Below are 12892 nucleotides of genomic sequence, written 5' to 3'. Positions count from 1 at the left end.
GGCGACCCCGGGGAGCCCTAGGGCCAGGACGGGCAGCACGACCCACCGGAGACGGGCAGCACGACCCACCAGAAAGGCGGCGCGGGACCATGGCGACTGCGACCGGCAAACCCGCCGTCGACGCTGACGGCCTCATGGAGATGTCGTGGGACCCGATCACGCGCATCGTCGGCAGCCTCGGCATCCACACGAAGATCGACTTCGCCGCGAAGCGGGTCGCGGAGTGCTACAGCACCTCGTCCATCTTCCGCGGCTACAGCGTCTTCATGAAGGGCAAGGACCCCCGCGACGCCCACTTCATCACCAGCCGCATCTGCGGCATCTGCGGCGACAACCACGCCACGTGCTCCGTCTACGCGCAGAACATGGCGTACGGCGTGGCGCCCCCGCACCTCGGCGAGTGGATCATCAACCTCGGTGAGGCCGCCGAGTACATGTTCGACCACAACATCTTCCAGGAGAACCTGGTCGGCGTGGACTACTGCGAGCGCATGGTCGCCGAGACCAACCCCGGCGTCCTCGAACTCGCGGAGCGCACCGAGGCCCCACACGCGGCCGACCACGGCTACCGCACCATCGCCGACATCATGCGCTCGCTCAACCCGCTGGAAGGCGAGTTCTACCGCGAGGCGCTCCAGGTCAGCCGCTACACCCGGGAGATGTTCTGCCTGATGGAGGGCCGCCATGTGCACCCCTCCACGCTCTACCCCGGCGGTGTCGGCACGGTCGCCACGATCCAGCTCTTCACGGACTACCTCACCCGCCTCACCCGCTACGTGGAGTTCATGAAGCGGGTCGTCCCGCTCCACGACGACCTCTTCGACTTCTTCTACGAGGCGCTGCCCGGGTACGAGGAGGTCGGCCGCCGGCGGATCCTGCTCGGCTGCTGGGGAGCGCTCAACGACCCGGAGTACTGCGACTTCACGTACGCCAACATGGAGGACTGGGGCCGGCGGATGTTCGTCACCCCCGGCGTCATCGTGGACGGCAAGCTGGTCACCAACAGCCTCGTCGACATCAACCTCGGCATCCGCATCCTGCTCGGATCCTCCTACTACGAGGACTGGGCGGGCATGGGCAAGTTCGTCGAGCGCGACCCCCTCGGCAACGAGCTGGACGAGCGCCACCCGTGGAACCAGCACACCATCCCGGCCCCGCAGAAGCGCGACTTCGACGACAAGTACAGCTGGGTCATGTCCCCGCGCTGGTTCGACGGCACCGACCACCTCGCCCTGGACACCGGCGGCGGCCCCATCGCCCGCCTCTGGTCCACGGCCCTGTCCGGCCTGGTCGACATCGGCTACATCAAGGCCACCGGCCACAGCGTGCAGATCAACCTCCCGCGCACCATGACCAAGCCGGAGACGGCCCTGGAGTGGACGATCCCGCAGTGGTCCAACGCCATCGAACGCAACCGGGCCCGCACCTACTTCCAGGCGTACGCGGCCGCCGCCGCCCTCCACTTCGCCGAGCAGGCGATGGAGGAGGTCCGCGCCGGACGCACCCAGACCTGGGAGCAGTTCGACGTCCCCGACGAGTCGATCGGCTGCGGCTTCACCGAGGCCGTACGCGGCGTCCTCTCCCACCACATGGTCATCCGGGACGGGAAGATCGCCAACTACCACCCCTACCCGCCGACCCCCTGGAACGGCAGCGTCCGTGACAGCTACGGCACCCCCGGACCGTACGAGGACGCCGTCCAGAACACCCCCATCTTCGAGGAGAACCCGCCCGAGAACTTCAAGGGCATCGACATCATGCGGGCCGTCCGCAGCTTCGACCCGTGCCTGCCGTGCGGCGTCCACATGTACGTCGGCGGCGGCCGGACCATCGAGCAGACCCATATGCCGACCGGGCTGAGCGGACTGGCGGGCGGCTGACCCCGCACCGGCGGGCGCACACTTCGGAAAGGGGCCCACCATGGCGGGAGCCGACCCCGGTGCACGCATCGGTGAACTGCTGGACCGACTGGGACGCGAGGCCGGGCCCCAGGCGCGCGAGACCGCCGACGAACTCGTACGCAGCGTCGTCGAGTTCTACGGGGAGGGCCTCGCCCGCACCGTACGGCTGCTGCGCACCGCCCCGGCCGGCTCCGACCCGCTCGCCGTGCTCACCGCCGACGAGCTCGTCGGGGACCTGCTGATCCTGCACGACCTGCACCCCGAGGACACCATGACCCGGGTCGGCCGCGCACTCGACAAGGTCCGCCCCTACCTCGGCTCGCACGCCGGCGACGTCGAGGTCGCCGGTCTCGACGCGGAGGCGCCCGAAGGGCCCACCCTGCGGCTGCGGTTGCGCGGGAGCTGCGACGGCTGCCCGTCCTCCACCCAGACCGTGCGCTGGACCATCGAGGAGGCCGTCGCCCGCCTCGCGCCGGAGATCGCGCACATCGAGGTGGAGGGGGTCACCGAGGAACCCGCCGCCGGTGGACAGCCCCTGCTCCAGATCCAGCCCCGGCCGCCCGCCGACGCCCCGGGCGCACCGCCCCCGGCCGCCGACGCCCCGACCGCGAGCGCGGCCGAACCGCCCCACTGGCACACCCTCGCCGCCCCCGCCCTGCCCGCCCGCGACCACGCCACCCGCGTCGCCGACGTCGAAGGCAACGCACTCCTGCTCGTCCGGCTCCCCGGCAACCTGTATGCCTACCGCGACCGCTGCCCCGGCTGCGGTGCCGACCTGCGCACCGCACCTCTCGACGGGGAGTTCCTGAGCTGCGCCGCCTGCGCCGCCCGGTTCGACATCAGGCACGCGGGGCGCGGCGAGCAGGCCCACCTGGAGCCCCTGCCGCTCCTGGAGGAGGAGGGAGCGGTCCGGGTCGCGCTGCCCGAGCTGCTGGGGGCAAGGCCGTGAGCGCCGATGTGCTGGCCCAGTTCACCCGGCGGCCGCCACCGCCGGGGGAGCGGTGCGAGCTGTGCGGGGAGCCGCTGCCCGACGAGCACCGGCACCTCGTCGACACCGTCCGACGCTCCCTCAAGTGCTCCTGCCCGCCCTGCCACCTGCTCTTCACCCGGCCCGGCGCGGGGCAGGGCCGCTTCCGGGCCGTCCCGGACCGCTACCTCACCGACCCCGGCTTCACCCTCGACGCCGACGGCTGGAACCGGCTCCAGATCCCGGTCGGCCTCGCCTTCTTCTTCCGCAACTCCGCGCTCGACCGGTTCGCCGCCTTCTACCCGAGCCCCGCCGGAGCGACCGAGAGCGAACTCGACCCCGCCACCTGGGACGCGGTCATCGGCTCCACCCGGCTGGCCGGACTGCTCCAGGACGACGTGGAGGCGCTGCTGCTGCGCGCCGGGCGCGGGGAGACCGCCACCTGCACGCTCGTCCCGATCGACGTCTGCTACGAACTCGTCGGACGGATGCGGCTCCACTGGAAGGGCTTCGACGGGGGAGCCGAGGCCCGGGCGGACATCGCGGAGTTCTTCGGACGCGTCGCCGCCCGCGCGCGACCGCTGCCGGCCGAGGACAGGGCGAAGGACGGGGGCGTTCCGTGACCGACCTCGACTTCCGGTGTACCGGCGTACGGCCCGAGCCCTTCGGCGCGAGCCCCACGCTCCTGTTCGATCTGCGCATCGAGGAGCTGGACCACCAGCCCGTCCACGCTGTCGCCCTGCGCTGCCAGATCCGGATCGAGCCCGCCCAGCGCACCTACGAAGCCGACGAGGTCGACATGCTGGGCGACCTGTTCGGCGAGCCCAGCCGCTGGAGCAGCACCCTCAAACCGCTCCAGTTCGCCCACGCCTCCCTCACCGTGCCCGCCTTCACCGGCACCACCCACGTCGACCTCCCGGTGCCCTGCACGTACGACACCGAGGTCGCCTCCGCCTCGTACTTCCGGGCCCTCGCGCGCGGCGAGATACCGCTGCTGCTGCTCTTCTCCGGCACGGTCTTCACCGGCCGCAACGGCTTCCGCGCCGAGCCGATCCCGTGGCACAAGGAGGCGTCCTGCCTGATGCCGGTGGACGTGTGGCGGGAGCTGATCGAGTCCTACTTCCCGAACACCGGCTGGCTGCGGCTGCGCAAGGACAGCCTGGAGTCCCTGCGCCGCTACCGCTCGGCGCGCGCCCTGCCGTCGTGGGAGCAGGTCTTCGAGGAGCTGCTCGCGACGGCGGAAGCGAAGGCGACGGAAGCGAAGGGGGCCGAGTGACATGGCCGACCCGGACCTGCTGTCCTCGCCCGGAACCCTCGACGACGCCCTCGGCCAGGCCCGTACGGTCGCCGACGCCGTGCTCTTCGAGGGGTACGTCCTCTACCCGTACCGCGCCTCGTCCGCGAAGAACCGGATGCGCTGGCAGTTCGGCGTCCTCGTGCCGCCCGCCTGTACGGCCGAGGGCGGGGAGTACGCGGAGCAGCGCACCGACCTCCTCCTGGAGCCCCGCACCGGCGACCGGCTCCACGCCGAACTGCGCTTCCTGCACGTCCGGCGGCGGACCGTCGAACGCCTCGACCCCGACGGCACGTACACCGAAGTGCCCGAACTGGAGCTGCCCGACCGGGTCCTGGTCCCCTGGGACGAGGGCCACGAGGAGCGCATCCGGCTCCACGCGCCGCTGGCCGAGCTGACGGGGGAGCAGGCCCACACCCGTACCGTCACCTTCGACCTGCCGCCCGCCGTCGAACACGAACCCGTGCGGGACGCGGAGGGGCGGACGGTGGGGCGGCTCGTACGGCGACGGGCGCGGCTGGCCGGCGAGATCCGGCCCCACGTCGAGGAGTTGGCCGGCCCCTACCGGGTCTCCCGCCTCACCGTCACCGTCCACAACACCACCGACGCCCCGGCCGGCGACCGGACGACGGCCCTCCCGCACAGCATGATCGGCGCCCACCTGCTGCTCGCGGTCGAGGGCGGCAGATTCCTGTCGATGACGGACCCGCCCGAGTGGGCCGGCCCGGCGGTGGCCGAGCTGCGGAACGAGCAGACCTGGCCGGTGCTGGCGGGCCCGGCGGGCCGTGAGGACCTCGTCCTCTCCTCGCCGATCATCCTGGAGGACCACCCCGTCCTCGCCGACGAGAGCCCCGGCCCCCTGTACGACGCCACGGAGATCGACGAGATCCTCGCGCTGCGCACCGCCGTCCTCACCGAGCGGGAGAAGCGGGAGGCGCGCGGCACCGACGACCGGGCCGCCGAGGTCATCGACCTGGTGGACTCCCTGCCCGACGCGGTACGGGAGCGGCTGCACGGGGCGATCCGGGGGCTGCGTGAGGTGACGGATCCCGCTGGTGCGCCCGCGCCCCCGGAGCCCCCCGGCCCGCCCGCCGCCGGGCTCACCCTCCCCGAAGGCACCGGGCACCCCTGGTGGGACCCCCAGCAGGACCCCGAGGCGGCCGACGCGCCCACCACCATCCCCATAGACGGTGCGGCCGTCGGCCAGGGCTCCCGGGTCCTCCTCACCCCGGGGGCCCGCCGCACTGACGCCCAGGACACGTTCCTGCGGGGCTGCCGGGCCACCGTAGAGGCCGTGGTCGCGGACCTGGACGGGGAGCTGCACCTGGCCGTCGTCCTGGACGACGACCCGGGCACCGACATCCGCCGCCAGCAGGGCCGCTTCCTCTACTTCAAGCCGGACGAGGTGGCGCCGCTGCGGGAAGGGGAGGAGGAGCCATGAGCGGTACGGAGACACCTGGACGCACCCTCGTCGCCGGCGTCGGCAACATCTTCCTCCAGGACGACGGCTTCGGGGTGGAGACGGTCCGGCGGCTCGGCACCCTCGACCCGTCCCGCCTGCCGCCCGGCACCGAGCTGATGGACGCCGGAATCCGCGGGGTGCACCTCGCCTACCGGCTCCTGGAGGGCTACCGCACCCTCGTCCTGGTCGACCTGGTGAGCCGGGGATCCCCGCCCGGCACGCTGTACACGATCGACGTCGGGCCGCGCCCCCCGGAGACCGGCCACCGGCCCGGGCCCCTCGACACCCACGCGATGGACCCCGCCACCGTGCTCGGCCTGCTGCACGACCTGCACGCCGGTGCGGGCGGCACGCTCCCCGACGAGGTGTACGTCGTCGGCTGCGAACCCCGGGACACGGGGGAGGGGATCGGGCTGAGCCCGCCCGTCGGGGAGGCGGTGGATCCGGCGGTGGACCTGGTGCTCGGCCTGCTGTCGCGCCGCGCCGGCCCCGTACCCGACCCGGTACGGGATGGCGCACCCGACGCCGTACCCGGCTCCGTACCGGATCCCGTACCGCAGAAGCACTGAGATCACGACGTTGGAGGACAGGATGCACTGGATGTGGATCGGCGTCGCCGCGGGCCTCGCGGCCGTCTACGGCGTCGCCAGGAACCTGCCCGATGTCCGCCGCTACCTGCGCATGCGCCGGATGTAGTCCCCGTGTCCGGAGTGGTCCGGGGACCCGTCCCCGCCGCCGACGTCCTCCAGCTGCACACAGCGCTCGAGGAAGAGATGGAGGGTGCTGTGCAGTTCTCCCAGCCGGACGAACCACAGGGCGAGGTTCATCGCGCCCTGCGGAGTGATGGCGTACACGCGCCGGGCCGGGCCGGAGGGGGAGGCGCACCACTGCGAGGTGACCTCGCCGCACTTCTCCATGGACCGCAGCAGCCGGTACACATGGGCCGACTCGGCCTCCTCCCAGCCGAACGCGCCCAGGCGCTGCACCAGCTCGTAGCCGTGATCCCGGCGCTCGGCCAGGAGCAGGAGCAGGACCGGGGTGAGCAGCGCTCGCCGTTCGACCTCGTGACCAGGCATGGTCCTTTCAGGGTAGCCAGGGGGTGAGCACCGTGCATGAGCTGTCGATCGCGATGGCCGTCGTCGACCAGGTCGCGAGCGCCGTCCGCGAGCAGGGCGCGGAGGCGGAAGCCGCCCGGGTGCGGTCGCTGACCCTGCGGGTCGGGGAGCTGTCCGGGGTGGTCCCCGAGGCGCTGGACTTCTCGTTCGGCGTGGCCGCCGAGGGCACTGTGCTGGCGGACGCCCGGCTGCTGATCGAGACTGTTGAGGGAAGGGCCCGCTGCGAGGGCTGCGGGCGGGACACCGCGACCGGGATGCCCCCGGACCTGTGGTGCGGCGCCTGCGAACAGGCGCTGAGCCTGACCGGCGGGCGCGAACTGGAGATCGCCCGGGTCGTCCTGGAGGACCCGGAGATCCGGCAGGGGGACGACGTACCGGAGGCGAGCCATGTGCCGCACCGTTGACCTGCACCAGGCCGTGCTGGCGAAGAACGACACCAACGCGGTGGAGCTGCGCCGCACCCTGGACGATCGCGGCACCACGGCCGTCAACCTCATGTCCAGCCCCGGCAGCGGCAAGACCGCTCTCCTGGAGGCACTGCTGACCCGGGCCGTCGCCGGGGGCACCCCGGCGGCCGCCGTCACCGCCGACCTCGCGACCGAGAACGACGCGACGCGCCTCGCCCGCTCGGGAGCCCCCGTCCGGCAGATCCTCACCGACGGGCTCTGCCATCTGGAGGCGGGCATGCTCGGGGCCGAGCTGGAGGGCTGGCTGCCGGACGGGACCCAGCTGCTCTTCGTCGAGAACGTCGGCAACCTCGTCTGCCCCGCCTCCTACGACCTCGGCGAGACCCTGCGGATCGCGCTGGCCTCGGTGACCGAGGGCGAGGACAAGCCGGTGAAGTACCCGGCGGCCTTCGGGCTCGCGCACCTGGTCGTGGTGACCAAGACGGACCTCGCGGAGGCGGTGGAGTTCCGTCGGGACGACTTCCTGCGCGGCGTCCAGCAGGTCAACCCGGGCGTGCCCGTCATAGAGACGTCCGCCAGGACCGGCGAAGGCGTGGACGACCTCCTCGCCCATGTCCTGCGGGCTGCGGACGGCCAGGAACCGCATACGCCGGTGCTCGCGCAGCACCACGAGAAGCACCTGCACCATGACCACGACGCTCCTTCCCCCTCACCCGCCGGAACCCCGCGATGACCCCGGCGACCCCGCAGGACCGCGTCCGCCGCCACCTCACCGTGCGCGGCGCGGTCCAAGGGGTCGGCTTCCGGCCGTTCGTCTACACGCTGGCCGAGGAGCACGGCCTCACCGGCTGGGTCACCAACGACGCCGACGGTGTCCGTACGGAGGTCGAGGGTCCGGCGGCGGCGGTCGACGCCTTCACCGCCGCGATCGGGACCCGGGCGCCGCCGCTCGCCGTCGTCGAGTCGGTCGAGCCGCGTCCCGTGCCCGTCCTGAACGACGGTTCCGGCTTCACCATCCGCCCCTCCGCCTCCTCCGGCCCCGGCCGCACCCTGATCCCCCCGGACTCCGCGACCTGCGACGCCTGTCTCACCGAACTCGCGGACCCGGCCGACCGGCGCCACCGCCACCCGTTCATCACCTGCACCCACTGCGGCCCCCGCTTCACCGTGGTGACCGGCCTGCCCTACGACCGGCCCCGCACGACCATGGCCGGGTTCCCGATGTGCCCCGACTGCGCCCGCGAGTACGCCGACCCCGCCGACCGCCGCTTCCACGCCCAGCCGATCGCCTGCCCGGCCTGCGGTCCCGGCCTCACCCTGAGCCTGGGCCTGGACGACCCGGAAGCTCTTTACGACGGCGACGCGCTCGCGGAAGCCCGGCGGCTGCTTGCGGCGGGCGCGGTGGTCGCGGTGAAGGGGATCGGCGGCTACCACCTGGCCTGCGACGCCGGCGACCCCACCGCCGTACGCACGCTGCGCAAGCGCAAGAACCGGGGCGGCAAGCCCTTCGCCGTCCTCGCGGACTCGCTGGAGACCGCCCAGCGCCTGGCCCACGTGGACGAAGCCGAACGCGAGCTCCTCACCGGCCCCCGTAAACCGGTCGTCCTCCTGCGCCGCCACGCCTCCGCGACCACGGACGTGGCGCCCGGTGTCGCGCCCGGCAGCCCGGACCTGGGCGTGATGCTCCCGTACACGCCGCTGCACCGCCTGCTCCTCGGCCTGCCCGGTGATCCGCCCGGGCCGCCGGTCCTCGTCATGACCAGCGGGAACCGGTCCGGTGAGCCGATCGTCACCGATGACGCCGAGGCGCTCGCCCGGCTGGACGGGCTGGCCGACGCCTGGCTCCGGCACGACCGGCCCATCCACGTGCCGTGCGACGACTCGGTGGTCCGGATCTGCGCGGGGGCCGAACTCCCGGTCCGCCGCTCGCGCGGCTACGCCCCGCTGCCGCTCGCCCTGCCCCAGCCCGTCCTGCCGGCCCTCGCGGTCGGCGGCGACCTGAAGAACACCTTCTGCGCCGCCGACGACCGCTACGCCTGGCTCTCCGCGCACGTCGGCGACATGGACGACCTCGCCACCCTCACCGCCTTCGCGAAGGCCACCGACCACCTCACCGACCTCACCACCGTCACCCCGCGCCTCCTCATCGCCGACCGTCACCCCGGCTACCGCTCGACCCAGTGGGCCCGCCGCACCGCCGAGGCGCGCGGCCTCCCGCTCCGCCAGGTCCAGCACCACCACGCCCATGTCGCCTCCACCATGGCCGAGCACGGGCTCGACGGCACCGCCCCCGTCATCGGCATCGCCTTCGACGGCACCGGGTACGGCGACGACGGGGCGGTCTGGGGCGGCGAGGTGCTCATCGCGGACTACGACGGCTTCCAGCGGTTCGCCCACCTCCGTTACGTACCGCTGCCCGGCGGTGACGCCGCCGTCCGCAACCCGTACCGGATGGCGCTCTCCCACCTGCGCGCCGCCGGGGTGCCCTGGTCGGAGGGGCTGCCCTGCACCGCCATCGCCCCGCCCGGCGAACGACGGCTCCTGGAGCGCCAGTTGGAGCGCGGACTGAACTGCGTGCCCACCTCCAGCATGGGCCGCCTCTTCGACGCGGTCTCCTCGCTCGCGGGCGTCTGCCACCGGGTGGAGTACGAGGCCGAGGCCGCGATGCGGCTGGAGAACGCGGCGCTGGGCGCCCCCGGCCCGGACCCCGGTCCCGACCCCGACTCCGGCGACGACGGGCGCGGGCGCGCGTACGGGTTCATCCTGGGAGCGGAGCCGGGAGCCGAGCCGGGCGGGCCGGAGACCCCCCTGATCGCCGACCCGTCACCCGTCCTGGCCGCCGCCGCGGCGGACGTCCTCGCCGGAGCACCGGCCCCGGCCGTGGCCCGCCGCTTCCACCGGGCGGTGACCGGCCTCGTCCGTGACGTGTGCGCGGCGGCCCGGCGGCGTACGGGCATCGACACCGTGGCCCTGACCGGAGGGGTGTTCTGCAACGCCCTGCTGACGGAGGGCTGTTCGGCCGGCCTGGAGGAGGACGGCTTCACCGTACTTCGACACCGCAAGGTGCCCCCCAACGACGGCGGGCTCGCGCTCGGACAGCTGATGGTCGCCGCCCGGACGAAGGAGTGAGGGAGGAGAGCGCCATGTGTCTGGCCGTACCCGGCCGAGTGCTGGAGATCGAGGAACGCGACGCCACCCGGATGGCCAAGGTCGACTTCGGCGGCGTCGTCAAGGACGTCTGCCTGGAGTACGTCCCCGACATGCAGGTGGGGGACTACGCCATCGTCCACGTCGGATTCGCCCTGCAACGCCTCGACGAGGAGTCGGCGCGCCAGACTCTGGAACTCTTCGAGAACCTCGGCGTCCTGGAGGAGGAGTTCGGCGACCACTGGGGCAAGGCGGCCAAGGACGCGGGCGCCCGGCGCCCCGCCGGAACCGAACTCCCCGCCGACCAAGTCCCAGGCGACCGGAGTGAGAAGGAGGCACGGTCATGAAGTATCTGGACGAGTTCAGCGACCCGGTCCTCGCCAAGCGGCTCTTCGACGACATCCGGGCCCTCACCACCCGACCGTGGTCCCTGATGGAGGTCTGCGGCGGACAGACGCACTCGATCATCCGCCACGGCATCGACCAACTGCTCCCCGACGAGATCCGGCTGATCCACGGCCCCGGCTGCCCGGTCTGCGTCACCCCGCTGGAGATCATCGACAAGGCCCTGGAGATCGCCTCCCGCCCCGACGTCATCTTCTGCTCGTTCGGCGACATGCTCCGGGTCCCGGGCAGCGGCCGCGACCTGTTCCAGGTCAAGAGCGAGGGCGCGGACGTCCGCGTGGTCTACTCGCCGCTGGACGCCCTGCGCATCGCCCAGGAGAACCCCGAGAAGCAGGTCGTCTTCTTCGGCATCGGCTTCGAGACCACCGCACCGCCCAACGCGATGACGGTCTACCAGGCGAAGAAGCTCTCCATCCCCAACTTCAGCCTGCTGGTCTCCCATGTCCGGGTGCCCCCGGCGATCGACGCGATCATGAACTCGCCGGACTGCCAGGTGCAGGCGTTCCTCGCCGCCGGGCACGTCTGCACGGTCATGGGCACCAAGGAGTACCCGGAGCTCGCCGCCCAGCACGAGGTCCCCATCGTGGTCACCGGCTTCGAGCCGCTGGACATCCTGGAAGGCATCCGGCGTGCCGTACGGCAGTTGGAGGCGGGCGAGCACACCGTGGAGAACGCCTACCCACGTGCTGTCAACGAACAGGGCAGCCCGGCCGCGCAGAAGATGCTGGCCGACGTCTTCGAGGCCACCGACCGGGCCTGGCGCGGCATCGGGATGATCCCGCAGAGCGGCTGGCGGCTGTCGCCGAAGTACCGCGAGTACGACGCCGAGCACCGGTTCTCCGTCACCGGCATCGAGACCGAGGAGTCCACGGTCTGCCGCAGCGGTGAGGTCCTCCAGGGCTTGATCAAGCCGCACGAGTGCGCCGCGTTCGGCAAGGAGTGCACCCCGCGCAACCCGCTGGGCGCCACGATGGTCTCCAGCGAGGGCGCGTGCGCCGCGTACTACCTGTACCGGCGTCTGGAGGCCCCGAAGAAGGAGGCCCCGACGAGGGAGGCCCCGACGACGGAAGCCCCCGCTGCGAACGCCCCGGCCAAGGAGGCGAGTTCCGTTGGCTGACATCGCCCCGGCCTCCTCCTCGACCCCCGCCGACTTCTCTGGCTGGACCTGCCCCGCTCCGCTCCGCGACCACGAACGCATCGTGATGGGCCACGGCGGCGGCGGAACGCTCTCGGCCGAGCTGGTGGAACACCTCTTCGCCCCGGCCTTCGGCAGCGACGTGCTCGCCGAGCTGGGCGACTCCGCACGGGTGACCATGGGCGGCGCCCGGCTCGCCTTCTCCACCGACTCCTTCGTCGTCCGGCCGCTGTTCTTCCCCGGCGGGTCCATCGGGGACCTCGCCGTCAACGGGACGGTCAACGACCTCGCCATGGCCGGGGCCGTCCCCGCCTACCTCTCCTGCGGCTTCATCCTGGAGGAGGGCATCGAACTCTCCGTCGTCGGCCGGGTCGCCCAAGCGCTCGGCGACGCCGCGCGCACCGCTTCGGTGACCGTGGCGACCGGCGACACCAAGGTCGTCGACGCCGGACACGGCGACGGGATCTTCATCAACACCGCCGGGATCGGGCTGGTCCCCGACGGCGTCGACATTCGCCCGCAGCGGGCCGCCCCCGGGGACGCGGTCCTGGTCAGCGGCCAGATCGGGGTGCACGGCGTGGCGATCATGAGCGTGCGCGAGGGGCTGGAGTTCGGCGTCGAGATCCAGAGCGACACGGCCTCCCTGGCCGGCCTGGTGGCCGACATGCTCGCCGTCTGCCGGGACCTCCACGTCCTGCGCGACCCCACCCGGGGCGGCCTGGCCACCTCGCTCAACGAGATCGCCGGGGCGGCGGGCGTCGGCATCACCCTCGACGAGCGGTCCCTCCCCGTCCCCGACACCGTCGCCAACGCCTGCTCCTTCCTCGGCCTCGACCCCCTGTACGTCGCCAACGAGGGCAAGCTCGTCGCCTTCGTACCTCCCGACCACGCCGACGCCGTCCTGGAGGCGATGCGCGCCCACCCGCTCGGCAAGGAGTCGGTGCGGATCGGGAGCTGCGTCGAGGACCACCCCGGCATGGTCGTGGCCGCCACCGGCCTCGGCGGAACCCGGGTGGTGGACATGCCCCTCGGTGAGCAACTGCCGCGCATCTGCTGAAA

The 12892-nt window shown here is 72.6% G+C and carries 14 protein-coding genes; 13 read left to right on the top strand and 1 reads right to left on the bottom strand.

Going from position 1 to position 12892, the window contains the following annotated elements; translation table 11 throughout:
• Window positions 1-89: 89 nt before the first annotated feature.
• Genes ACFWRT_RS04060 through ACFWRT_RS04030 form a run of 7 tightly spaced genes read left to right on the top strand, consistent with a single transcriptional unit; the run spans window position 90 to window position 6320 of the window.
• The gene (locus tag ACFWRT_RS04060; RefSeq protein ID WP_380951016.1) at window positions 90-1880 is read left to right on the top strand and encodes a nickel-dependent hydrogenase large subunit; all 1791 of its coding nucleotides are present in this window, start codon (window positions 90-92) and stop codon (window positions 1878-1880) included.
• A 40-nt stretch (window positions 1881-1920) separates the two neighbouring features.
• Window positions 1921-2850 carry a NifU family protein gene (locus ACFWRT_RS04055; protein ID WP_380951017.1) on the top strand — a complete coding sequence of 310 codons (930 nt, stop codon included), beginning with the start codon at window positions 1921-1923 and terminating at the stop codon, window positions 2848-2850.
• A complete protein-coding gene (locus ACFWRT_RS04050) occupies window positions 2847-3491 on the top strand; it encodes a DUF5947 family protein (RefSeq protein ID WP_380951018.1) in 645 nt (214 codons plus the stop codon). The genes ACFWRT_RS04055 and ACFWRT_RS04050 overlap by 4 nt, the downstream gene beginning before the upstream one ends.
• Window positions 3488-4144 (top strand): DUF6084 family protein, encoded by a 657-nt coding sequence (locus tag ACFWRT_RS04045; protein WP_380951019.1) that lies wholly within the window; start codon window positions 3488-3490, stop codon window positions 4142-4144. Before ACFWRT_RS04050 ends, ACFWRT_RS04045 begins: the two co-directional genes overlap by 4 nt.
• A gap of 1 nt (window position 4145) precedes the next feature.
• Window positions 4146-5603 (top strand): hypothetical protein, encoded by a 1458-nt coding sequence (locus ACFWRT_RS04040; RefSeq protein WP_380951020.1) that lies wholly within the window; start codon window positions 4146-4148, stop codon window positions 5601-5603.
• Window positions 5600-6193, top strand: a complete 594-nt coding sequence (locus ACFWRT_RS04035) for a hydrogenase maturation protease (protein ID WP_380951021.1) — start codon at window positions 5600-5602, stop codon at window positions 6191-6193. Before ACFWRT_RS04040 ends, ACFWRT_RS04035 begins: the two co-directional genes overlap by 4 nt.
• A 22-nt stretch (window positions 6194-6215) precedes the next feature.
• Window positions 6216-6320, top strand: coding sequence for a DUF6893 family small protein (locus ACFWRT_RS04030; RefSeq protein WP_374194653.1), 105 nt, complete (start codon window positions 6216-6218; stop codon window positions 6318-6320).
• Here ACFWRT_RS04030 and ACFWRT_RS04025 read toward each other — a convergent pair.
• Window positions 6296-6700 carry a helix-turn-helix transcriptional regulator gene (locus ACFWRT_RS04025; RefSeq protein ID WP_380951022.1) on the bottom strand — a complete coding sequence of 135 codons (405 nt, stop codon included), beginning with the start codon at window positions 6698-6700 and terminating at the stop codon, window positions 6296-6298. The two genes, ACFWRT_RS04030 and ACFWRT_RS04025, sit on opposite strands and share 25 nt — an antisense overlap.
• Before the next feature lie 32 nt (window positions 6701-6732).
• Here ACFWRT_RS04025 and ACFWRT_RS04020 point away from each other — a divergent pair, with 32 nt between their 5' ends.
• From ACFWRT_RS04020 to hypE, 6 genes are all read left to right on the top strand, one after another.
• On the top strand, window positions 6733-7143 hold the full coding sequence (locus tag ACFWRT_RS04020; protein ID WP_380951134.1) for a hydrogenase maturation nickel metallochaperone HypA/HybF: 411 nt from the start codon (window positions 6733-6735) through the stop codon (window positions 7141-7143).
• Window positions 7127-7879 carry a hydrogenase nickel incorporation protein HypB gene (hypB, locus tag ACFWRT_RS04015; protein WP_380951023.1) on the top strand — a complete coding sequence of 251 codons (753 nt, stop codon included), beginning with the start codon at window positions 7127-7129 and terminating at the stop codon, window positions 7877-7879. The genes ACFWRT_RS04020 and hypB overlap by 17 nt, the downstream gene beginning before the upstream one ends.
• Window positions 7876-10275: a carbamoyltransferase HypF gene (gene hypF / locus ACFWRT_RS04010; protein WP_380951024.1), complete on the top strand. Its 2400-nt coding sequence runs from the start codon at window positions 7876-7878 to the stop codon at window positions 10273-10275. Before hypB ends, hypF begins: the two co-directional genes overlap by 4 nt.
• 14 nt (window positions 10276-10289) lie before the next feature.
• Complete coding sequence (locus ACFWRT_RS04005; protein WP_380951025.1) at window positions 10290-10640, top strand: HypC/HybG/HupF family hydrogenase formation chaperone; 351 nt, start codon at window positions 10290-10292, stop codon at window positions 10638-10640.
• A complete protein-coding gene (hypD, locus tag ACFWRT_RS04000) occupies window positions 10637-11815 on the top strand; it encodes a hydrogenase formation protein HypD (protein WP_380951026.1) in 1179 nt (392 codons plus the stop codon). Before ACFWRT_RS04005 ends, hypD begins: the two co-directional genes overlap by 4 nt.
• Before the next feature lie 85 nt (window positions 11816-11900).
• Complete coding sequence (gene hypE / locus ACFWRT_RS03995) at window positions 11901-12890, top strand: hydrogenase expression/formation protein HypE (protein ID WP_380951135.1); 990 nt, start codon at window positions 11901-11903, stop codon at window positions 12888-12890.
• The last annotated feature ends 2 nt before the right edge of the window (window positions 12891-12892 follow it).

It is taken from the genome of Streptomyces cyaneofuscatus (assembly GCF_042718795.1).
Classification (GTDB): Bacteria; Actinomycetota; Actinomycetes; order Streptomycetales; family Streptomycetaceae; genus Streptomyces; species Streptomyces cyaneofuscatus_A.
The sequence above is the reverse complement of the archived record's forward strand: the minus strand, read 5'-3'. Positions and strand labels throughout refer to the sequence as shown.